Source organism: Burkholderia sp. AU33545 (genome assembly GCF_020419685.1).
GTDB classification, from domain to species: Bacteria; Pseudomonadota; Gammaproteobacteria; order Burkholderiales; family Burkholderiaceae; genus Burkholderia; species Burkholderia diffusa.
In genome coordinates, this window is record NZ_JAIZRQ010000008.1 from 130,838 (window position 1) to 153,812 (window position 22,975).

The 22,975-nt window shown below is 66.1% G+C and carries 18 protein-coding genes; 11 read left to right on the forward strand and 7 right to left on the reverse strand.

Annotation, left to right across the window (positions count from 1 at the left end):
- Window positions 1-2: 2 nt before the first annotated feature.
- The 8 genes from LGM71_RS25710 (at window position 3) to LGM71_RS25745 (ending at window position 12,265) form a co-directional block, all read left to right on the forward strand.
- Window positions 3-1,310, forward strand: a complete 1,308-nt coding sequence (locus LGM71_RS25710) for an enolase C-terminal domain-like protein (RefSeq protein WP_226117234.1) — start codon at window positions 3-5, stop codon at window positions 1,308-1,310.
- Between the two features lie 40 nt (window positions 1,311-1,350).
- The gene (locus LGM71_RS25715; RefSeq protein WP_124902570.1) at window positions 1,351-2,688 is read left to right on the forward strand and encodes an MFS transporter; all 1,338 of its coding nucleotides are present in this window, start codon (window positions 1,351-1,353) and stop codon (window positions 2,686-2,688) included.
- A 67-nt stretch (window positions 2,689-2,755) separates the two neighbouring features.
- Window positions 2,756-4,297, forward strand: a complete 1,542-nt coding sequence (locus LGM71_RS25720) for a UxaA family hydrolase (protein WP_124902571.1) — start codon at window positions 2,756-2,758, stop codon at window positions 4,295-4,297.
- Between the two features lie 181 nt (window positions 4,298-4,478).
- The gene (locus LGM71_RS25725; protein ID WP_226117235.1) at window positions 4,479-7,934 is read left to right on the forward strand and encodes an adenylate/guanylate cyclase domain-containing protein; all 3,456 of its coding nucleotides are present in this window, start codon (window positions 4,479-4,481) and stop codon (window positions 7,932-7,934) included.
- Window positions 7,935-8,026: 92 nt separating this feature from the next.
- Window positions 8,027-9,076: a patatin-like phospholipase family protein gene (locus tag LGM71_RS25730; RefSeq protein ID WP_124902573.1), complete on the forward strand. Its 1,050-nt coding sequence runs from the start codon at window positions 8,027-8,029 to the stop codon at window positions 9,074-9,076.
- A 63-nt stretch (window positions 9,077-9,139) separates the two neighbouring features.
- Window positions 9,140-9,760 (forward strand): hypothetical protein, encoded by a 621-nt coding sequence (locus LGM71_RS25735; protein ID WP_226117236.1) that lies wholly within the window; start codon window positions 9,140-9,142, stop codon window positions 9,758-9,760.
- 292 nt (window positions 9,761-10,052) lie between these two features.
- Window positions 10,053-10,772 (forward strand): response regulator transcription factor, encoded by a 720-nt coding sequence (locus tag LGM71_RS25740; RefSeq protein WP_226117238.1) that lies wholly within the window; start codon window positions 10,053-10,055, stop codon window positions 10,770-10,772.
- Complete coding sequence (locus LGM71_RS25745) at window positions 10,772-12,265, forward strand: sensor histidine kinase (RefSeq protein WP_226117244.1); 1,494 nt, start codon at window positions 10,772-10,774, stop codon at window positions 12,263-12,265. Before LGM71_RS25740 ends, LGM71_RS25745 begins: the two co-directional genes overlap by 1 nt.
- A 276-nt stretch (window positions 12,266-12,541) precedes the next feature.
- Here the strand turns inward: LGM71_RS25745 and LGM71_RS25750 are convergent, their stop codons facing one another.
- Window positions 12,542-13,642 (reverse strand): AraC family transcriptional regulator, encoded by a 1,101-nt coding sequence (locus tag LGM71_RS25750; protein WP_059606252.1) that lies wholly within the window; start codon window positions 13,640-13,642, stop codon window positions 12,542-12,544.
- 320 nt (window positions 13,643-13,962) lie between these two features.
- Between LGM71_RS25750 and LGM71_RS25755 the strand changes: the two genes are divergently transcribed.
- From LGM71_RS25755 to LGM71_RS25765, 3 genes are all read left to right on the forward strand, one after another.
- Complete coding sequence (locus tag LGM71_RS25755) at window positions 13,963-15,597, forward strand: AMP-binding protein (protein WP_226117245.1); 1,635 nt, start codon at window positions 13,963-13,965, stop codon at window positions 15,595-15,597.
- Window positions 15,597-16,775, forward strand: a complete 1,179-nt coding sequence (locus LGM71_RS25760) for an AraC family transcriptional regulator (RefSeq protein WP_226117246.1) — start codon at window positions 15,597-15,599, stop codon at window positions 16,773-16,775. The genes LGM71_RS25755 and LGM71_RS25760 overlap by 1 nt, the downstream gene beginning before the upstream one ends.
- 103 nt (window positions 16,776-16,878) lie before the next feature.
- Window positions 16,879-17,031, forward strand: coding sequence for a hypothetical protein (locus LGM71_RS25765; RefSeq protein ID WP_226117247.1), 153 nt, complete (start codon window positions 16,879-16,881; stop codon window positions 17,029-17,031).
- On the opposite strand, the gene LGM71_RS25770 is transcribed toward LGM71_RS25765, so the two are convergent.
- The 6 genes from LGM71_RS25770 to LGM71_RS25795 form a co-directional block, all read right to left on the reverse strand.
- Window positions 17,020-18,252 (reverse strand): MFS transporter, encoded by a 1,233-nt coding sequence (locus tag LGM71_RS25770; protein WP_226117248.1) that lies wholly within the window; start codon window positions 18,250-18,252, stop codon window positions 17,020-17,022. The two genes, LGM71_RS25765 and LGM71_RS25770, sit on opposite strands and share 12 nt — an antisense overlap.
- A 136-nt stretch (window positions 18,253-18,388) precedes the next feature.
- Window positions 18,389-19,816 carry an MFS transporter gene (locus LGM71_RS25775; RefSeq protein ID WP_226117251.1) on the reverse strand — a complete coding sequence of 476 codons (1,428 nt, stop codon included), beginning with the start codon at window positions 19,814-19,816 and terminating at the stop codon, window positions 18,389-18,391.
- 184 nt (window positions 19,817-20,000) lie between these two features.
- Window positions 20,001-20,444: a type II 3-dehydroquinate dehydratase gene (gene aroQ, locus LGM71_RS25780; protein ID WP_226117253.1), complete on the reverse strand. Its 444-nt coding sequence runs from the start codon at window positions 20,442-20,444 to the stop codon at window positions 20,001-20,003.
- 19 nt (window positions 20,445-20,463) lie between these two features.
- Complete coding sequence (gene aroE / locus LGM71_RS25785) at window positions 20,464-21,297, reverse strand: shikimate dehydrogenase (RefSeq protein ID WP_226117505.1); 834 nt, start codon at window positions 21,295-21,297, stop codon at window positions 20,464-20,466.
- Entirely contained in the window at window positions 21,297-22,517 is a 1,221-nt protein-coding gene (locus LGM71_RS25790; RefSeq protein WP_226117255.1) for a CaiB/BaiF CoA transferase family protein, read from the reverse strand. The genes aroE and LGM71_RS25790 overlap by 1 nt, the downstream gene beginning before the upstream one ends.
- Window positions 22,517-22,975, reverse strand: coding sequence for a MaoC family dehydratase (locus LGM71_RS25795; RefSeq protein WP_226117257.1), 459 nt, complete (start codon window positions 22,973-22,975; stop codon window positions 22,517-22,519). The genes LGM71_RS25790 and LGM71_RS25795 overlap by 1 nt, the downstream gene beginning before the upstream one ends.

The window sequence follows — 22,975 nt, forward strand, 5'->3', positions numbered from 1 at the left end:
CGATGACGACACGCATTATCGATGTGCTGGTACGTGACATTCGCTTTCCAACGTCCAGGAGCATGGACGGCTCGGATGCAATGAACGGCAACTCCGACTATTCGGCAACCTACGTGACGCTCGTCACCGATGCCGGTGACGGCCTTCGCGGGCACGGGCTCACGTTTACGATCGGCCGCGGCAACGACCTGTGTGTCGACGCGGCGCACGCGCTCGCGAAGCTGTTCGTGATCGGCCGGTCGCTCGACGAGATCACGGCCGATTTTGGCGCGTACTGGCACGAAATGGTCGCGGGCGACTGCCAGTTGCGCTGGGTCGGCCCGGAGAAGGGCGTGGTGCATCTCGCGACGGCCGCGCTGATCAACGCGATCTGGGATCTCTGGGCGAAAACGGCGCGCAAGCCGGTCTGGAAATTCCTGGTCGACATGCCGCCCGAACAACTCGTGAACTGCATCGACTTCACGTACATCGACGACGTGCTGACGCGCGACGAGGCCGTCGCGTTGCTGCGCCGGGCCGCACCCGGCAAGGTGCAGCGCGAGCGGGAGATGCGCGAGCACGGCTTTCCCGGCTACACGACCGCGGCCGGCTGGCTCGGTTATTCGGAGGAGAAGATGCGTGCGCTCGCACGCGCCGCCGTGGCCGACGGATGGACCCACCTGAAGCAGAAGGTCGGCGCGGATCTCGAGCAGGACGTGCGGCGTGCGCGCATCCTGCGCGAAGAACTCGGTTGGGAGCGCAAGCTGATGATGGACGCGAACCAGAACTGGGGCGTCGACGAGGCGATCGCGAACATGCGGGTGCTCGCGCGGTTCGATCCGTGGTGGATCGAGGAGCCCACCAGCCCGGACGACATTCTTGGTCATGCGGCGATCCGGCAGCGGATCGGGCCGATCGGTGTCGCGACCGGCGAGCATGCGCACAACCGCGTGATGTTCAAGCAGTTCTTCCAGGCCGGCGCGCTCGATTTCTGCCAGCTCGATCCCGCGCGGCTCGGCGGGCTCAACGAAGTGCTCGCCGTCGTGCTGATGGCGGCGAAGTTCGGCGTGCCGGTGTGCCCGCACGGCGGCGGCGTTGGCCTGTGCCAGTACTCGCAGAACATCGTGATGTTCGACTATATCGCGGTGTCGCGCTCGCTGGAGCGGCGTGTGCTCGAATACGTCGACCATCTTCACGAGCATTTCGAGGCGCCGATCGTGATTCGCCGCGGGCGCTACATGCCTCAGGAGGCGCCTGGTTACGGCGTCACGATGAAGCCGGCTTCGCTCGATGCATTCGCGTACCCGGACGGGCCCGAATGGCGAGCGTAGTCGAACGGGCATCACGACAAGAACCATATCGGAGACAACGATGAACCACGATTCGCAGCAATCGCAGCACCTTGCCAGGGCGGTCAGGAAGGCCGCCGTCCGGCTCTTGCCGTTCCTCACGCTGATGTACGCGCTCGCCTTCATCGATCGCGCGAACGTCGGCTTCGCGAAGCTCGCCTATCAGGCCGACACGGGCTTGAGCGATGCGGCATTCGCATTCGGCGCCGGCATTTTCTTCATTGGTTATGCATTGTTCGAGGTGCCGAGCAATCTCATCATGAATCGCATCGGCGCGCGCGTGTGGATGAGCCGGATCATGGTGACGTGGGGCTTCGTCTCGGCGTCGATGATGTTCGCGCATACGCCGACGCAGTTCTATACGATCCGCTTCCTGCTCGGCGCGGCGGAGGCCGGGTTCTTTCCCGGCATCATCCTGTACCTGACCTACTGGTTTCCTGCGAAGGGGCGCGCCCGCGCGCTCGGACTGTTCTACTTCGGCGTGCCCGTCGCGATGCTGATCGGCAATCCGCTGTCGGGCTTCCTGCTGCAGATGCATGACATGTTCGGTCTGCGGAACTGGCAATGGATGTATCTGGTCGAGGGGCTAATGGCGACCGTGGTTGGCGTGATCGCGTTCTTCTACCTGACGAGCCGGCCGAAAGACGCGCGCTGGCTGACCGACGACGAGAAGCGCGCATTGTGCGACACGCTCGACGCGGAAGAGCGCGCGAAATCGCGGCACCTGTCCGCGGCCGTGTTCGGCGTGCTGAAGGACCGTCGCGTGCTGACCTTCATTGCCGCGTACTTCTGCATCCAGATCGGCAATGCGCCGCTCGCGTTCTATCTGCCGTCGAAATTCGCCGCGACGATGGGCACCCAGATCGATGGAAAGATCGGGTTGCTGCTGATGATTCCGTGGCTGTGCACGATTGCGGCGATGATCGTCGCGACGCGATTCGCGGATCGCCACGACAACCATCTGCAGGTCGCGACCGGCATGCTGACGGTCGGGATTCTCGCATTCGCATCGATATCCGTGATCAACACGCCGGTGCTGGCGCTGCTCGCCTTCTGCATCGCGATCCCCGGGCTGGTTGCGTGCCAGCCGGTGTTCTGGTGCCTGCCGACACGTTATCTCGGCGGGACGGGCGCGGCGAGCGGCATTGCGTTCATCGTGTCGATCGGCAATCTCGGCGGCTTCGTGTCGCCGCAGATCAAGGCGTTCGCGGATGCGGCGTCGCACGATTCGCGCACGGGCTTCGTGGTGGTTGCGGCGTTGTGCTTCGTCAGCGTGCTGCTGCTGCGCTCGCTGCGCGGCATGGGGCACGCGGGCGCGGAAAGCGGGACGGGCGGCGTGCAGGCCGGTTCGCATCGCTGAAGCGTTCGCCGGCGCCGCAAGGCGGCCTGTCGGCGCGGAACCACCCATCTTGTCCAGGATTACCGTCATGTCTTTTTTCCCTACCGGGCCGGTTGCGATCCGACTCCATCCGAACGACGATGTCGTGATCGCGACGCGCCAGCTCGTGTCCGGCGACCTGATCGCGTCCGAGGCGCTCGCCGTGTCCGGCCTGATTCCGCCGGGCCACAAGGTGGCCGTGCGCGACATCGCGAAGGGCGAGCCGGTCAGGCGCTACAACCAGATCATCGGCGTCGCGCGCGAGACGATCGCGCGCGGTCAGCATGTGCACGTGCACAATCTCGGCATGGCCGAGTTCGCGCGCGAGCACGCGTTCGGCGCTGCCGCGAGTCCGACGCGTCTCGACGACACACCGGCGACCTTCCTGGGTATTCGTCGTGACGACGGACGGATCGCGACGCGCAACTACATCGGCATACTGACTAGCGTCAATTGCTCCGCCACAGTGGCGCGTGCGATCGCCGATCATTTCCGGCGAGAGGTGAACCCGCGGGCGCTGGCCGACTATCCGGACATCGACGGCGTGATCGCGCTCACGCACGGGCTCGGCTGCGGGATCGATTCGCGGGGAGACGGAATCGCGATCCTTCGGCGCACGCTGGCGGGCTACGCCGCGCATCCGAATTTCCACTCGGTGCTGTTCATCGGTCTCGGTTGCGAGACCAACCAGATCGGCGACGTGCTGCGCGAAGGCGGGCATGCGGATGCTGCGCGCCTGCACCACTTCACGATCCAGGAGAGCGGCGGCACGCGCAGGACGATCGAGCGCGGCATCGCGATGGTCACGGACATGCTCGCGGACGCGAACCGTGCGGTGCGGGTCGCGATGCCGGCGGCGCATCTCGTGGTGGGGCTGCAGTGCGGCGGCTCGGACGGCTACTCGGGCATCTCGGCGAATCCCGCGCTGGGGGCGGCCGTCGACCGGCTGGTACGGCAGGGCGGTACGGCGATCCTTTCCGAGACGCCCGAAATCTACGGCGCCGAGCATCTGCTCACCCGGCGTGCCGTCAGCCGCGACGTCGGCGAAAAGCTGCTCGCGCGCATCGCGTGGTGGGAAGCCTATTGCGCACGTCACGGCGCCGCGCTGGACAACAATCCGTCGGCCGGCAACAAGGCGGGCGGGCTCACGACGATCCTCGAGAAATCGCTCGGCGCGATCGCGAAGGCCGGAACCACGAATCTCGTCGACGTATACGAATATGCGCAGCGTATCGATGCGCGTGGCCTCGTTTTCATGGATTCGCCCGGCTACGACCCGATGTCGGCGACGGGGCAAGTCGCGTCGGGCGCGAACCTGATTTGCTTCACGACGGGGCGGGGTTCGGCGTACGGCTGTGCGCCGGCGCCGTCGTTGAAACTTGCAACGAATACCGCGCTGTGGGTGCGTCAGGAAGACGACATCGATATCGATTGCGGCGGGGTGATCGACGGCACGTCGAGTGTCGACCAGCTCGGCGCCGCGATCTTCCAGCACATGCTCGACTGCGCGTCCGGCAATCGCTCGAAAAGCGAGCTGCACGGCTACGGCCAGAACGAATTCGTGCCCTGGCAGGTTGGCGTGATCACCTGATCGTGTTTTGCTCGTTGCGGTGTGGCCCGGATGACGGTGTCGCGCGCGCTGCGAGAACTGACGGCCGAACGCGTGCTGACCCTCACCCTGTCGGCACATACGATCACGCTCGCGGCCCTGATTCCCGGCAGGGAGTGGCGCATAATGTTTCGAGGTCGACCCTTGGCTGGAAGAGGGTTTTATGCGCTGCACAATATGCGGGTCCGAGAATCCTCCCGGTGCGAGGTTCTGCCAGGAATGCCAGGCCGTGCTGTCCCGCACGTGTCCGCAATGCGGGCATGAGGCGGCGCCGGCGGCCCGCTTCTGCAGCCATTGCGGAACGTCGCTGACACCGCCCGCCGCCGCGCCGTCGTTTTCCCGACCGTCGGGCCGCGAACCGCCACCCACCCCGATTCATTACACGCCCGATCATCTTGCCGAGCGCATCCGTGCCGAACACGCGGCCATGGAAGCGCGCGGCGAGCCCGCCGGCGAGCGCAAGACCGTGACCGCGCTGTTCGCCGACATGGCCGGGTCGACCGCGCTGATCCACGATCTCGATCCCGAAGTGGCGCATCGCCTGATCGTCCCCGTGGTCGAGCTGATGATGGAAGCGGTCCACTACTACGAGGGATACGTCGCGAAATCGCTCGGCGACGGCATCCTCGCGTTGTTCGGCGCACCGATCGCCCACGAAGACCATGCGCAGCGCGCGCTGTTCGCCGCATTGCGCATGCAGCAGGCGATGCGGCAGCATGGCGACCGCATTCGTCTGCAGGAAGGCATTCCTCTGCAGATTCGCGTCGGCGTTCATACGGGCGAAGTCGTCGTCCGTTCCATCCGCACCGTCGACCTGCACACCGAATACGATCCGCTCGGGCATACGATCCACATCGCGTCGCGGATCGAGGGCATCGCCACGCCCACGTCGATTCTCGTCAGCGAGTCCACCCATAAGCTCGCTGAAGGCTATTTCGAGTTCAAGGCGCTGGGCGCGACACAACTCAAGGGCATTCCCGCGCCGCTGTGCGTATTCGAGGTGCTTGGCCTGGGCGCTTTGCGCACGCGCCTGCAACTGGCGGCACATCGCGGTCTCGCGCGCTTCGTCGGTCGCGAGACGGAAATGGAGCATCTGAACCGTGCGCTGGAGGCAATGAGGTCGGGGCACGGGCGCGTCGTCGGCGTCGTGGGGGAGGCGGGCGTCGGGAAGTCTCGTCTGTTCCACGAGTTCAAGGAGCGCTCGCGACGTGGCGCGCTGGTGCTGGAGACGTTCTCGGTCTCGCACGGCAAGGCGTTTCCCAATTTACCGCTCATCGAACTCCTGAAGAACTATTTCCAGATCACGACGCAGGACGACGAGCGGCGCTGCCGGGAGAAGGTCATCGGCAAGGCGCTCGCGCTCGAGCGCAGTTTCGAGGACCTCGTGCCGTACGTCCTCTATCTGCTTGGAATCGGCGAGGGCGGGTCGGTACTCGTCGACATGGATCCGCAGATCCGGCGCGACCGCACCTTCGACGCGATCAGGCAGCTTCTCGTGCGAGAGAGCTGGAATCAGCCGGTCCATTTGCTGTTCGAGGATCTGCAATGGCTCGACCGCGAAACGGAAGCGTTTCTCACCTACCTGGTCGACCACGTGCCCGACGCACGCATCCTGCTTCTCGTGAACTACCGGCCCGAATATCAGCCCGCATGGGCCGGCGCGGATCATTGCAGCAGGATCCGGCTCGAACCGCTTGGCCCGTCCGATGCGCAAGGACTGCTCGCGGTGCTGCTCGGCGAGGATCGCACGCTCGTGCCGCTCAAGCAGCTCATTCTGGAGAAGACGGAGGGCAACCCGTTCTTCATGGAGGAAGTGGTCCAGACGCTCGTGGAAGAGCAATCGCTGCTCGGCGATGCCGGGCGTTATCACATCGTCGAGACCCCGACGACGCTGCACATTCCCACCACCGTGCAGGGCGTGCTGGCCGCGCGTATCGACCGGCTTCCCATCGAGGAAAAGGAGCTGCTGCAGGCGCTCGCGGTGATTGGCCACGAATTCCCGTTCAGTCTGATCCGGCAAATTTGCGGTGAGGCGCCGGCGCGCGACGACGAACTGCGTCGTCTGCTCGCCCACCTGGAAGAAGCGGAGTTCATCTTCGAGCGCCCGGCCTTTCCCGAAGTCAATTACTCGTTCAAGCACGCGCTGACCCAGGAAGTGGCCGGACGCTCGTTGCTCACGGAGCGGCGCACCACGCTGCACGAGCGCACCGCGCAGGCGATCGAGATGCTGTTCCCGACACGCATCGCCGATTACTGCAGCGAACTTGCGCACCACTACGGTCAGAGCGGAAACATTCCCAAGGCAGTCGAATACCTGCATCGCGCGGCACAGCAGGCGCTGCGCCATGCCGCCCATCACGATGCGATGAATCATCTTGGAGCGGCGCTTGCGTTGCTGAAGGGCCTGCCGGACACACCCATGCGTGCGCATTGGGAACTGACGGTGCTGCTTTCCCTCGGCCCCGTCCTGATGGACGTGCGCGGGTATGGCGCGACGGAGGTTGGAACGACCTATACGCGTGCGCTCGAATTGTGCGAGCGAACGGGCGAGGCATCGCAGCGCTTTGCGACGCAGCTGGGATTGCGGATGTACCACCTGGTGCGCGGCGAGTACGCTCTCGCGACCGATCTCGGCAAGCAGATGCTCGTAACCGCAAGGAATGCGAATGATCCAGGTCTCCTCGTCGAGGCGCACAGTGCACTGGGCTCGTGCTTTTTTCTGCAGGGCGATTTCGGCACGGCTCGCATACACCTGGAACGGGCCCTTGCGATCTACGATCCGGAGCAGCATCAGGCGCACGTCTTCGCACATGGAGTGGATCCCGGTATCCGGGCGCTCAGTTTCCTCGTGCTGACCTTGTGGATTCAGGGGTATCCCGACCAGGCGCTCAAGCGCAGCGTTGAAGCACTTGCGCTCGCACGGCATCTTTCTTATGGGCCGTCTCTGGCGTTCAGTCTGACCTACACGGCGCACTTGCATCAACTGAGGCGGGAGCCGATGCTTGCCGCCGAGCGCGCGGACGCGGTCATTGCCGTGTCGACCGAGCACGGATTGCCGTACTGGCTCGCCTGGGGGACGCTTCTGCGAGGCTGGGCGATGAGCGCGCAAGGAGACATCCAGGACGGCATCGAGCAGATGCGGCTGGGCCTCGACGCGCAGCGGGCAGCGGGCGGCGAAGATCAGCGGCCTTATTGTCTTGCGTTGCTCGCCGACAGTTACTGGCGCGCGGGTGACGAGCGGGCCGCCCTGGACATGCTGGAAGAGGCGACGACGATCGTCGAGCACTCCGGCGAGCATTGCTACGAGGCCGAGCTGTACCGGCTCACGGGAATCTATCTGGCCGGCGCGGCGAGCAAGAAGGGGGCTGCCGCCACACGTGAAGACGAAGCGGTCGACTGTTTTCATCGGGCGATCGCGCGCGCGCGCCGGCAGGGTGCCAGAGCGCTGGAATTGCGAGCAGCATCGGACCTCGCTCGGCTACTGCAACGACAGGGGAAGATTGTCGAGGCAAGGCAGGCGCTGTCCGAGGTGTACGCCTGGTTCACGGAAGGATTCGACACGTGCGATCTGCGAGAGGCGAAAGCGCTGCTGGATGCCTTGGACGGGCGCGCAGAATGAATGGGCCTGCGACGCACGACGACGTATCGCGTGACGACGTACCGTCCATGACCGGCCGTTGTTCCGTATAGCGAAGAACTGGGGAGACGGACATGACGATTACGCACACACGACGCCGCAACGATCTGCCGCGCAAACAGATCGCGCTGGCCTTGCAGGGGGGCGGGATGCACGGCGCCTTCACCTGGGGCGTGCTTGACCGGCTGCTCGAAGACGGCAGGCTCGAAATAGAGGGTGTCAGTGCAACCAGTGCCGGCGCGATGAACGCCACCGTGTTCGCGTACGGGCTGCAACAAGGCGGCGAAGACGGCGCGCGTCAGGCACTGCACGACTTCTGGCAGGCGGTCGCGCGATCGGCGGAGCACTACAACCCGCTGCGCTGGGTGCCGTGGCTGAAGGGCACCCACAGCTTCGGGCTCGATCATTCGCCGCTCTATGCGTTTGCCGACATGATGCTGCGCGTCTTTTCGCCGTATCAGTTCAATCCGAACAACCTGAATCCGCTGCGCGAAGTGCTCGAAAGCCACGTCGATTTCGACGCACTGCGCAAGCACTGTCCGATCCGGTTGTACCTGTGCGCCACCAACGTCGAGACGGGAAAGATACGCATCTTCACGGGCGAGGACGTCAGTGCGGACGCGGTGCTGGCCTCGGCATGCGTGCCGACACTGTTCCAGGCGGTCTCGATCGATGGCGAATATTTCTGGGACGGCGGCTACATGGGCAATCCGGCCATCTATCCGCTCATCTACAATTGCGCGACGCGCGACGTCGTGATCGTGCACATCAATCCGCTCGTGCGACGCGGCGTGCCGATCACGGCCGCGGAAATCCTCAATCGCATCAGCGAGATCAGTTTCAATTCGTCGCTGATGCGCGAGATGCGGGCGATCGCGTTCGTCACCGACCTGATCCAGCAGGGCACGATCGATCGCGGCGAGATGAAGGAAATGCTGATCCATTCGATTCGCGCCGACGACGCCATGTGCGCGTTGAGCGTATCGAGCAAGTACAACGCGGATTGGGCATTTCTCAGCGAACTGCATGACCACGGTCGGCGCGAAGCCGACGCATGGCTTGCGCATCACTACGGAAACATCGGGCAGCGGTCGAGTATCGACATCCGCAGGGAGTTTCTCTGAACGCATCGCGGTAATGTCGGCATGGGGCGATCATGCGCACCCGCCCCGGGCCAAGGAGCGAACGTGAGCCGGATGCAGGAGCGGTTCGTCGCGTTGTGGTCGTGCAGCGGCGGGGCAGATGCCGAGGGTGTCTATCGGATGCTGGCGCGATGCTATGCGGAGCCGGTGCGCCATTACCACACGCTCGTCCACGTGCGGCGATGCTTGCGCCAGTTCGACCTGGCACGCGAGTCGATTCCCGAACCGGACGCCGTCGAACTCGCGCTCTGGTTCCATGACGTGATCTTCGTGCCCGGCGCGAAGGACAACGAGCAGAACAGCGCGGACTGGTTCCGGCGCCGGGCGGGCGAGCGAATCCGCGCCTGCGACCAGATTTGCGCGATGATTCTCGCGACGACCCACTCGGGTATTGCCGCAGGACTCGATGCCCGTTTCGTCTGCGACATCGACCTGGCCGTGCTCGGCGCTTCCCGCAGCCGGTTTCGCGAAGACGGCCGGCGTCTGCGGGCGGAGCGTCCCGATCTTGACGACCAGGCCTACGACCTTCATGAGCGAACCATTCTGCGCGGGTTGCTCGTGCGTCCGCGCATCTATCTGACGGACTTCTTCTACACGCGTTGCGAGATGCAGGCGCGCAGGAATTTGAGTTGGCGGCTCGGCTTGCCGGTTTCCGAATCGGAATGAAGAACGGCTGCGCCGACGTGATGATCGATCGAAGCGGTGCTCGAGCCCGGGCGATTGCCGTCTGAATTTTTGGGGGCCGGAATGAAGCGTCGCGCCGGTATTGCCCGTCAGCCCGCTCGCTACCCAAACTTAAACGAAATGTGACCCCTTCCCGCTGCAAAATTTTGCACAATGGCGGCAGCGCGGCGTTGCTGCCGCGATTCGCCCTCGCTGGCCGGTCTTTCGGCCCTGGGCAGACCAGAACCCGTCTTTCGACTTCCGGAACCACTACGACGTGCCGCCGCCGACCGCCATGGACCACCCCAAACGCATCCTGATCGTCGAGGACGATGCCGACATCGCCGACGTGCTGAGCCTGCACCTGCGCGACGAGCGCTACGAAGTGGTTCACAGCGCGGACGGCGCGGAAGGGCTGCGCCTGCTCGAACAGGGCAACTGGGACGCACTGATCCTCGACCTGATGCTGCCCGGCGTCGACGGCCTGGAAATCTGCCGGCGCGCGCGCGCGATGGCGCGCTACACGCCGATCATCATCACGAGCGCACGCTCGAGTGAGGTGCACCGGATCCTCGGCCTCGAACTCGGCGCCGACGACTACCTCGCGAAGCCGTTCTCGGTGCTCGAACTCGTCGCGCGGGTCAAGGCGTTGCTGCGGCGCGTCGACGCGCTCGCGCGCGATTCGCGGATCGACGCGGGCACGCTCGACGTGGCCGGGCTGTCGATCGACCCGATCGCGCGCGAAGCTGCCGTCAATGGCGCGCGCATCGACCTCACGCCGCGCGAGTTCGACCTGCTGTATTTCTTCGCGCGGCATCCGGGCAAGGTGTTCTCGCGGATGGACCTGCTCAATGCCGTGTGGGGCTACCAGCACGAAGGCTATGAACACACGGTGAACACCCACATCAACCGGTTGCGCGCGAAGATCGAGGCCGATCCGGCCGAACCCGTGCGCATCCTCACCGTGTGGGGACGCGGCTACAAGCTCGCCGCGCCGGATCAGCGGGACACGTGATGAAGCTGACCCTCACCCAGCGGCTGTCGCTCGTGTTCTCGGTCCTGCTGCTCGCGTGCTCGGGGGCGTCGGCATGGCTGCAGATCCGCGCGAACGACATGCGCGAGAAGGAAGTCGTGCAGGGCCTGTCGCGCGATCTCGCCGCGCATATCGCGAGCAGCACGCCGCTGATGGACGCGAACGGGCTGCGCCCGGACGCCGTGCGCTCGTTGTTCGGCCAGCTGATGGGCGTGAATCCGAGCGTCGAGGTGTACCTGCTCGACAACGCGGGGCACATCCAGGGCGACGACGCGCCGCCCGGTCACGTGAAGCGCGACCGCGTCGATCTGGCGCCGGTGCAGCGCTTCATCGCGGGCGATCCGCTGCCGATCCTCGGCGACGATCCGCGCAGCCCCGACGCGCGCAAGGTGTTCAGCGCCGCGCCGCTGCAGCGTGCGGGACAGCCGCCGTCCGGCTACATCTACGTGGTGCTGCTCGGCGAAGCGCACGACCGGCTGGCCGCGCGCGTCGACGCCGGCAACGTGCTGCGCACGACGCTGTGGTCGATGGCGGTTGTCGCGCTGCTCGGCCTGCTTGCAGGCCTGACCGCGTTCAGTTTCATCACGAGCCCGCTGCGCCGGCTGACCGATGCGATGCGCCGCTTCGACGCGAACGCGGCGCCCGACACGCAGCCGCCGGTGCCACGTTCGCCGCCCGGGCGGCGCGGCGATGACATCGCGGTGCTCGAATCCGCGTTCGCGCAGATGGCCGACCGGATCGGCGACCAGTGGCGCGCGCTGACGCGTCAGGACCAGCAGCGGCGCGAACTGATCACGAACATCTCGCACGACCTGCGCACGCCGCTGACGTCGCTGCACGGCTACCTCGAAACGCTGTCGCTGAAGTCCGACGCGCTCGCGGAGTCCGAGCGCCGCCGCTACCTGTCGATCGCGCTCGCGCAGAGCACGAAGGTCGGCCGGCTCGCGCAGGCGCTGTTCGAGCTCGCGCGGCTCGAATCGGGCGGCGTGCAGGCCGAGCGCGAGCCGTTCTCGCTCGTCGATCTCGTGCAGGACGTATTCGAGAAGTTCGAACTCGCCGCGCAGTCGCGCGGCGTCACGCTGCATGCGCGCATCCCGCCGCGCGTGCCGGTCGTGTCGGCCGATCTCGGGATGATCGAGCGCGTGCTGACCAACCTGCTCGACAATGCATTGCGGCACACGCCGCAGCATGGCGAAGTCGAAGTGGCGCTGACGCCGCAGGAAGACCGCGTGGTGGTGACCGTGTCGGATACCGGCGAAGGGATTCCGCCGGCGCGGCGCGAAGGGCTGTTCCAGCGGCCGCAACGGCCGATGAGCGGCGGTGCGGCGACGAGCGGCGGGCTCGGGCTGCTGATCGTGCACCGGATGCTCGCGCTCAACGGCAGCGGGATCCGGCTCGTCGACCGGGAGGGGAGGGGCGCGGTGTTCGAGTTCGCGCTGACGGTCGCGCAGCCGGCGGCCGGAGAGGCGCGCTGAAACCGACCGGCGCCGTCGTCGCGATTTCCGCCGATCTGCATGCGTGGAATGCCGGACGGCCGACGCTGGCCCATCGGCCGTCCAACGCAGTTGGCGCCGCGTGCGGCGTGGCAGGAGGCGCTACGTATCGATGCCCGGGCCGGTCTGGCACGATCGTGCAGACGCGTTTGAACCACGCGACTTGCGACCAGCAGAACGCGAGCTAGGCGCGAACGATGGCCGACGGATGCCGATGTGACGGATACGGTCGGGCTCGCGCCCGCTCGTGCGTAGCGTCTACCCGCCGCGCTTGCGCCGCACGTCGCTCGGCGTCGTGCCGGTCCAGCGCTTGAACGCGTGGCGGAATCCCACCGCGTCGCTGAAGCCGAGCGTCAGCGCGATGTCCTCGGTGCTGAGCGTGGTGGTGCTCAGGTAGTCGATCGCGAGCGCCTTGCGCACGCTCGTCAGCAACTCGCTGTACGACGTGCCTTCGGCGTCGAGCTTGCGGCGCAATGTGCGCGACGTCATGCACAGGGTGTCGGCGATCGCGTCGATGTCCGGAAACTGCCCGGGCGTGCGCGTGAGTTCATGGTAGACGCGCCGCGTGACGCCCGCCTGGCTGCGCAATTCGTCGAGCAGGCGCGCGCAGTGCGACGACACCTGCGCGGCGGTGATCGGATTCGCGAGCTGCGGCGCGCGCGTGAGCCACGCGGCCGGGTAGCTCAACACATGGTGCGGCTGGTCGAACGCGATCGGGCATTCGAGCGCATCGGACAGCAGCGCCGCATGCGGCGGTCGCGGCTGCGCGAACTGCGCACGGGCCGGCACGCACCACGCGCCCATCACGTCCTTGATGATCGTCACGTGCAGCGCGAATTGCATGTCGATCAGGAAGCGGTAGAGGGGCAGGTCCGGCTCGGGCAGTGCGGTTTCATGCGGATCCGGGAACAGCCACGACGCGGTGTCGCCCTGTTCGACCCAGCGGATCGCGAGCATCCCGTTCGCGAGCTGGTGATATTTGACTGCCGAATCGAACGCATGCGCGAGCGATTCCGAACACAGCATCGCGTAGCCGTACATTCCGTAGCTCGACGCATGCAGCCGGCGGCCGACGCGCACGCCGAGATCGGTGCCGTCATAGCGGCCGATCGCGTTGCGCGCGGCGGTCAGGAACTGCAGTTGCGATGTGAGCGTGAACGGGTCGGTGACGGCGTCCGGCGACAGGCCGGTGCCATCGAGCACGGCGGTCGGGTCGAGGCCGAGTTCCTGGGCGACACCGACCAGCACGGCCAGCTTGGCCGGCGAGAAGCGCTTCTCGCGCAACGCGTGGGCGAGCGGGGCGTCCGGCAGCGGGGCGGCGCCGGCGGCCGTCGGGGTCAAGAGCGCACTGCGCGGCATGGCTGGTTCTGCGTCCGATTCGATACCGTTCCGGGTTCGCGATTTTGCGCCGGAACGCGCGGGCGCGCCATAGGGTTCACCCTGATGCGCATGGGCTTGCACGGCCCGACAACGGCAAACCGACGCGCGAGCGCAAGCCGCGGCTGGCGGTGCGCCGCGCGTCCGCGTGTCCGTTTCGATCATCTTTTCGACCGCCCGGATCATTTTCAAAGCACCGTTGGCGGGCGATAGTCGTCGGTCAGGCGACGGCCCATGCGCATCCGGTGCGCGGGCCGCCGTGCGAACGGCGCTGCCTGGCGCCGTCCCCCGAGGAGCAGGACATGACGAAGAGACACTGGATCGGCTCGTACGGCTCGATCCCCGCCGAGATCGATGCCGATCGCCATCCTTCCGTAACCGCGCTGCTGGACGACGCGATGCGCCGCTTTGCCGATCGCCCCGCGTTCCGTGCATTCGGCCGCACGCTGACCTACGCCGACGTCGACCGCCTGTCCGCCGCGCTCGCCGCATACCTGCAGCAGGTCGTGGGCGTGCGCAAGGGCGACCGCGTGGCCGTGATGCTGCCCAACGTGCTCGCGTTTCCGGTGACGTTCGTCGCGCTCGCGCGAATCGGCGCGATCCAGGTCAACGTGAACCCGTTCTACACCGCGCACGAGCTCGAACACCAGCTGAACGACGCGGGCGTCGAAGTGGCCGTGGTGTGCGGCGGATCGATGGGCACGTTCGCCGACGTGGCCGGCAAGACGCGCATGCGAACCGTGCTGAGCGTCGGGCGCGGCGATCTCGGTGTCGTCGATGCGCCGGCCGGCGCGTGCGACGCGCTGCCGCCCGGCTCGATACCGCTCGCGGACGCGATCGCCGCCGGCGAATCGCTCGCCTTCGAGCCGGTCGCGCTCGGCGGCGCCGATCTGCTGCTGCTGCAGTACACGGGCGGCACGACCGGGCTGTCGAAGGGTGCCGCGCTGTCGCACCGCAACCTCGTCGCGAACATCGAGCAGTTCGCGGCGATCGTGCCTGCCGCGCGTCAGCCGGGCGAGGAGGTCGTCGTTACCGCGATCCCGCTGTATCACATCTTCGCGCTGACCGTGAACTTCCTGTCCTACTTCGCGATCGGCGCGGAGAACTGGCTCGTCGCGAACCCGCGCGACATGGACGGCTTCATCGACGTGCTGAAGGCGGCGCGGCCGTCGGTGTTCGTCGGCGTCAACACGCTGTATGCGGGGCTCGTGGGCCATCCGCGGTTGAAGGAGGTCGACTGGTCGCGGCTGAAGCTGTCGGCCGGCGGCGGCGCGGCGGTGATCGACGTGATCTCCGCGCGCTGGAAGGCGGTGACGGGCAACTTCATCCGCGAAGGGTACGGGCTGTCGGAAACGTCGCCGGTGGTCACCTTCAACCCGCAGTCGATCGACGCGTTCACGGGCACGACGGGCCTGCCGCTGCCGTCGACCGACGTGAAGCTGCTCGACGACCAGGATCGCGAGGTGGCGATCGGCGAAGCGGGCGAGATCTGCGTGCAGGGGCCGCAGGTGATGGGCGGCTACTGGCAGAAGCCGGAAGCGAACGCGGCGGCGTTCACCGCGGACGGCTACTTCCGCACCGGCGACATCGGCGTGTTCGACGCGGCCGGCTTCCTGAAGATCGTCGACCGCAAGAAGGACATGATCATCGTGTCGGGCTTCAACGTGTACCCGAACGAGGTGGAAGCCGCAGCCACGTCGCTGGCGGGCGTGGCCGAATGCGCATGCATCGGCGTGCCGGACGAGCGCACGGGCGAGGCCGTCAAGCTGTTCGTGGTGCTTGCGCCGGATGCGGCCGTCACCGAAGCGGAGATCGTCGCGCACTGCCGCGAGAACCTCGCGGCCTACAAGGTGCCGAAGCTGATCCGCCTGGTCGATCGGCTGCCGAAGTCGACGGTCGGCAAGATCCTGCGCCGGGAACTCAGCCGCGCTGACTGATGGCGCCGAAGCGCCGCGCGCCCGTCGGCGCGCGGGCCGGCACGCCGAAAGCCCCGAAGGCTCCGAAGGCTCCGAAGGCCCGGTCCGGGTCGCTCAAGTACAATGCGAGCGGTTCGACCGACGGGGACGCGATGACCGGTTCAGACTCACCTTCCGCCCGGCCCGGGCATGCGCTGCCGTCGCCGAGCGCGACGGTGCCGATCTCGCTCGTCAACGGTTTTCTGGCGAGCGCCGGCGCGCGGCGCGACGTGGTCGAGCGCTACCTGCGCGGGGCCGGCATCCCGCTCGAGCTGCTCGGCGAGCCGCATGCGCGCGTGACGGAAGAGCAGTTCTCGACGCTGTACCGCACGCTCGCGATCGACCTCGACGACGAGATGCCCGGCATCTTCTCGCGCCCGCTGCGCGGCGGCACGCTGAAGTACCTGTGCCTGAGCCTGCTCGATGCGCGCAACCTCGAAACGGCGCTGCACCGTTTCGGCCAGTTCTTCCATATCCTGCTCGACGACTTCTTCGTCGAATCGAAGCGCGACGGCCTCGTCGCGCAGGTGCTGCTGCGGCCGAACCCGGCCGTCGGCCCGATCGGCGCGCTCGGCCAGGAATTGATGCTCAAGCTCGTGCACGGCGTGTGTTCCTGGCTGATCGGGCAGAAGATCCCGCTGCTGAAGATCGAGTTCGCGTGCCCGCGGCCGCGCCATGCGGTCGAGCACCTGTACTTCTTCACCGGTTCCGTGCAGTTCGACTGCGAACGCACGCTGATGCGCTTCAGCGCCGACTACCTCGACGCGCCGATCCGGCAGAGCAAGCGCAACCTGCGCAAGTTCCTCGCGCGCGCGCCCGGCGACTGGATCTTCGAATCGTTCAGCGAACAGCTCGTGTGCCATCGCGTGCGGCAATACCTGTCGGCGGCGCTGCCCGACCTGCCGGTGATCGACCAGGCGGCCGAGCATCTGCATTGTTCGGTGCGCACGCTGAGCCGCCACCTGGCCTCGGAAGGCACGACGTTCCAGGCGCTCAAGGATGAACTGCGCCGCGACATCGCGATCCAGCGGCTCACCGATACGCTCGACACGATCGCCGCGATCGGCGCCGATATCGGCTTCGACGATCCGAGCGCGTTCCATCGCGCGTTCCGCCACTGGACGGGCAGCACGCCGGGGACTTACCGGCGGCGGGCGTAGCGCGGGTTTTTCAAACCCGATTTCAATCCCGTTCCCATAACCGGCATCCTTCGCGCGCTCCCATGGACGGCTCCCCGTCGTCACGCGTCATCGTGCGTGCGGCATGCTGTTGCGCTTGTCGTATCGGGAATGGCGCATCGCGAAGATCGTCCACATCGCGTCGTTCGCCGTCACGAGCGGGCGGCGTCGCGTCGCGCTCGACGAATTCGACGGACAGGGCGAGCGCGTCGGCCTGGCAGCCCGGTCAGCTGCATGAACTCGCCGATGCGCCGGATTGCCTGCCGACCGAAGTCGCGTGGGTGATTTTCGGCAGCCATGCAAACGCGATCGTGACCAGCATCACGCCGACGACGAGCATCGGCACCACCATTGGCCACGCGCCCAGTTGATAGCGCGCATCGGTGAAAGCTGCTGCCGTCTGTCCCACGCTGAAAGCGAAGAACATCATGATGAAGCCGGACCACGATACCGCGCGGCCCGCGAGATGAGGCAGGCTGCTGACAGCCCCTGCCTGCCCGCATGGCTGATGGATCCCGTGGCCGAGGCAATACACGCCATGCCCCAGGAGCAGCGGCCAGATGCTGCCGGGAAGCAATGCACACCCCAATGCCTGAATCACTGCGCCGGAGAGGCTCAAGGTTGCGCCTTGTCGTACCGTTCGCAGCATGCTCTGACGTCGCAGCAACAGGCGGCAGCCATACGTACTCAGGACATAGACGAACGTACCGCTCGCCGGTATCCAGCCATATCGCTGGGGCGACAGGCCGAGATACCGGATGTAGATTGCGGGAGACAGCAATAGAAAGCAGAACATGCCGGTGTACGTCGAGGCGGCCAGCAGCGCCCATACCCGGAACGTGGCATTGCCGAATATCTCGCGCACGTCCCGGATCGAGCCCCGGCTCGAAGCGATTCTGGTGAAGCTTTCCTCGAAGCCGTACCAGCACATGACGAGCAGCCCGAATGCATACAGGCTCATCCCCGCGAGCACCCATCGCCATCCTGCCTGCTGCGTGACATACGCACCGAGAATCGGCGCGAGGAACGCCATCATCCCCATTCCCATGAAACCACGTGCCATCACGTACGGGCCATCGGCCGCCGAATACCGGTCGCGCACCGTCGCGCGCGCGCATACCAGGATCGCGGCCATGGCAAAGCCCTGCATCGCGCGAGCGGCTACCAGCATTGCTGCGCTCGAAGCGAGCGCCGCCGCGAGCGCTGCCAGCGCATAGAGCGCAAGGCCGCTCAGCAACACGGGGCGGCGGCCGTATCGGTCGGAAAGACTGCCCATCGGCAATTGCCCGATGCCGAATATCAATGCGAAAACCGTGAGGCTGACGCTGGCGGACCCCAGCGTCGCGGCGATTTCAGGCAGCGCCGGCAGGTAACTGTCGGTCGCCACCGGCTGGGCCGCCAGCAGCAGCGGCAACATGAGCGCGAAGTTCAGGCGGGCAGGGCGCGTGGTGTCCGGCATGACGGTTTTCGGCACGGTATCAGGCATCGGATGAAGACAGCGGCAACGCACGTTCGCGCTGCCGGTGAGGGCGCGGCAGCAAGCTGAAAATGCTCGGCGAAAGGGGCGCCGAACACGACGCCCCGTCGAGCGCTGGCTAGCTGCCCAGGGAGCCGGGCACGTGTTCGCGCACGATGCGATGGCGCGCCATCGCGTCGACGCGCAGCCGGTCGTATTCTGCCTTGTCGACCGGTTGAGCGTTCGCTCGCCCCAGGTCGTTCATGTGGACACGATGGGTCTCGCGTGCGCTCGCGGCTGCGAGCGACGCAATCACGGTGATGCCGAACGCGATCGCGCCGACGATCAGCCAGACGTGGTGCCCTCCAGGCGGCGCGACTGCCGTGAACAGGGCGGGCAGCATCGCCGTGGCCGCGGTGCCGAGGTTCTGCGCGATTGCCATCGCCGAGACGCGCGTGCGGGTCGGGAAGAGTTCCGGGTAAAAGGCGGGAAATACCGCGTTGTAGCCCTGGTACACCACACCCCACATGAGCATCGACATCACGAATGCGAGCGGCACGTTGCGGATGCTGATCGCATACAGGTAGGCGAACGCGAGCAGGCCGGCCGCCAGCGAGCCGACGATGATCGGCGGCCGGCGTCCGATCTTGTCGGACAGGTTGCCGACGAACGGAATCACGATCATCGCAACGATATTGCCCACCACCGTGATCCAGAGATAGACATCTTTCTGGAATCCGATCCCATACGCTGGTTGGACCGCATAGGCTGCGCCGAAGATGGTGGCGACGACCGGAATCACGTTCATCATCGACATGCAGGCAACGCGCACCATGTCGGGAAAGTGGTGCTTGAAAGCGTCGGCAACGGGCGAGCCGGCTTGCGACCGGTTGCGTACCGCTTCATCGAAGGCCGGCGACTCGTCGACCTCGCGACGAATGATCAAACCCGCAACGATGACCAGCGCACTCAGCAGGAACGGAATGCGCCAGCCCCAGCTGTCGAATTGCGCGGAGGGCATGTAGTAGGCGAGCGGCAGGAACACGGCGGCGGCCAGCACTTGCCCGGCCTGCACGCCCTGTAGCGTGAAGCTGACGAAGTATCCGCGCCGACCGAACGGCGCGTGTTCCAGGATCATCGAGCTCGCGCCGGTAATCTCGCCGGCCACGGCGAAACCTTGCAGCAGGCGAAGCGTCACCAGCAATGCCGGCGCGAGCAGCCCGGCTTGCTGATAGGTCGGCAGGAGGCCGACTCCGACGGTCGAGATGCCCATCAGGAACATGCAGAAAAGCAGGACGGTTTTCCGTCCGCGCGTGTCGCCGAGATGGCCCAGCACGAACGCGCCGATCGGGCGCGACACGTAGCCGACACCGTAAGTGGCCAGCGACGCGATGATGGCTGTCGTGGGGCTCCCGTGCGGAAAGAATATCTGCGGGAAGATCAGCGCCGATGCCGTGGCGTAGATGAAGAAATCGTAGTATTCGAGCACCGATCCGATCCAGCCGCTGACGGCGGCTTTTCTCGATTGGTGCCTGCCCCTGGGCTCGTCCCGCAAGGTCGTGGTCATCGTCGTCTCCAGATATTGATATGTGTGCCGGGCAACGCGGGTGATGCGGGGAGTCGTCACTGCCCGATGTATCGACTCCGTTGTGTGACCGGACCGAGGCCCATCGATACGACGCACGGCGAACGACCGCGGAACGGTTGCGCATGTGCGTCGATCCCGCATCGGCAGCCGATGCGGGAATCGGTCATTCCTCGCCGAGCGCCGCGACCGCGGCCCTCAGCGCCAGCAGATAGCTTTGGACACCGAAACCGCAAATCTGCCCGCTGACGATCTCGGCCAGGACGGAGTGATGCCGGAACGGCTCGCGCGCATGAATGTTGGACATGTGCAGTTCGACGATCGGGCACGTGAGGATGGCAAGGGCATCGCGAATGCCGTAGCTGTAATGCGTCCATGCCCCGGCGTTGATCAGCACCGCATCCTGGCGTTCCTCGAAGGCGCGATGAATGCGCTCGCACATCGCGCCTTCGCCGTTCGTCTGGAACGATTCCACCTGTACACCCAGTTCCTTCGCCAGCCCTTGCAGCCGCGCATCGATCTGCGCGAGCGTGATCGTCCCGTACTGTGCGGGGTCGCGCTTGCCGAACATGTTGTGATTGATGCCGTGCAGCATCAGGATCTTCTTCATGCGAAACTCCATCGCGTGTTCAATCAAAGGGCACGGCCAGCCGATCGATCACCGAACTGGTCTCGGGGCGTACGCCGCGCCACCATGCGAACGCTTCGGCCGCCTGCTCGACCAGCATGCCGACACCATCCGCAATTCCGTGTACGCCTGCGTTTTTCGCGAGCCGCAGAAACGGCGTCAGACGCTTGCCGTATGCAAGTTCGTAGGCGGTGCCGGCCGGACTGAACACGCTCGGCGGGACCGGCGGCAGGTCGCCGGTCAGGCTCGCCGACGTCGCATTGACGACCAGGTCGAAACGCCCCATCCGTGCGAGGTCCGCGTAGCCGCCGGCAACGAGCGGACCGCGTCCGGCAACCTGCGCGACCAGGGCGCGCGCCTTGTCGACGTTGCGATTCGCGATGACCAGTTCAGCCGGTCCGGCTTCGAGGAACGGCAAAAGCGCGCCGCGTGCCGCGCCGCCCGCACCGAGCACCAGGACACGCTTGCCGGCCATCGGCAGATTGAGGTTCGCTTCGATATCGCGAACCAGGCCGATGCCGTCGAAGTTGTCGGCCAGGATGCGGCCGCCGTCGAACTTGAGCGCGTTGGCGGCGCCCGCGAGCTGCGCCCGCTCGCTGCGTTCGTCCGACATCGCGAACGCGTCGAGCTTGAACGGCGCAGTGACGTTGATGCCCTTGCCGCCGCCCTCGAAAAAGGCACGAACCGCGGCTGCGAAAGCGCCTGCCGGCTCGACGGGCCCCTCGATGGGCGTATAGCTGATGTCCTGACGCGTCTGCTGCGCGAAGAGGCCGTGAATCAGTGGGGATTTCGTGTGCCCGATCGGATTGCCGATCACCGCGTATGGGTCGGTCATCATTGGCTCGCTTTTGAATAGAGGACGCCGTCGGCCTGCATCGCGTCGATTTCGGCCGAATCGAACCCGAGGGAGCGCGCGACTTCCGCGTTGTGCTGCCCGAGATCGGGCGCGACGTCGCGAATCGTCGTATCGCAATCGGAAAACCGGAACGGCAGGTTGGGCAGGCGCAGCGTCCCGTAGCGCGGATGCTGTTGCTCGACGACCATGCCTCTCGCCTGGATCTGCGGATCGTTCAATACCTCGTCGATGCGCTGCACCTTCGCGCACGGAACGTCGATGCCGTCGAGCAGTTCGAGCACCGACGCGACGGAACGCGCGGCCACCCACGGCTCGACCACCGACAGAATCTCCGCGCGGTGCGCGTTGCGCCCGGTGCTGTCGTGAAACCGTGTGTCGGCGCCGAAGTCCGACGGGCCGCCGTGCGTCGCGATCAGCCCGGCGAAGCGTTTCCACGCGTCGTCGACTTGTGCGGCGATGACGAGATCGCCGTCCGCGGCACGGAACACGCCATAGAGTGTCGAGGTCGGCATGTCGTGCCCGGTCTGCTCGGGCAGCACGCCCTGCAGCGTGTAGCACTGCACCGCATATTCGTGCATCGATACCAGCGTGTCGTACAGCGCCATGTCGATGTGTTGCCCGCGGCCGCTCTTCACGCGCCCCAGCAGCGCGGCGTTGATCGCCGCGACCGCATGAATGCCGGTGTACATGTCGCCGAGCGAGATGCGCAGCAGCGGCGGCCGCTCGCCCGGCGTGCCCACCATCTGCATGATTCCGCTCCTGGCTTCCGCGATCAGCCCGAAGCCTGCGCGATGCGCGTCCGGACCGGTGTGCCCGTACGCGGAAATCGAACAGTAGACGAGGCCCGGATTGCGCGCCGACAATTCCGCATAGCCGAGCCCGAGCTTGTCCAGTGCACCCGGCCGATAGTTCTCGATGAACACGTCGGCGGAGTCGCACAGCCGCTGCATGAACGCCTTGCCGCGCGCGTCCTTCATGTTGACGCTCACGCCGCGCTTGCCCATGTTGAGCTGCAGGAAGTAGCCGCTTTGCTGGTCGTCGAGCACGGTCGCGTGCTGGCGTCCGGCGTCGCCCGATCCGGGGCGCTCGACCTTGATGACTTCGGCGCCGAGCGCCGCGAGACAGCGCCCGACATACGGACCGGCAAGGAAGTGGCTGTAGTCGACGACGCGAATACCTTCGAGTGGGCGAGCCTGCATTACAGTGCCTCCGGGCGGCGCGGCACCATCAGGCGATGCTCGCCGCGTTGAACGACCTGACCGTCCTGATTGACCAGCTCCGACGGCAGCACGACGATGCCCCAATCCGGGCGACTCTTGCTGGCCCGCATCGAGCCGACGCGGAACTTCACGTGCAGCACGTCGCCGACCTTGATCGGCAGCAGGAAATCCCAGCTCCAGCCGAGCGACATGCCCGGCAGAAAGCGATAGTCGCTCTGCGTCTTCAGGCCGTCGGCGATGGACAGGCCGAACAGCCCGTGCGCGACGAGGCACCCGAAATGGCTCGCGTTGGCGTATTCCTCGTCCACGTGGACGGGCGTATGGTCGCCGGTGAGGTCGGCGTACGCGAGAATGCGTTCCTTGGTCACGATGTAGCTCGGGCTCGTGCACGTGTCGCCCTCGCGGGCGTCGTCCCAGTATTTCTCGACGATCGTCAT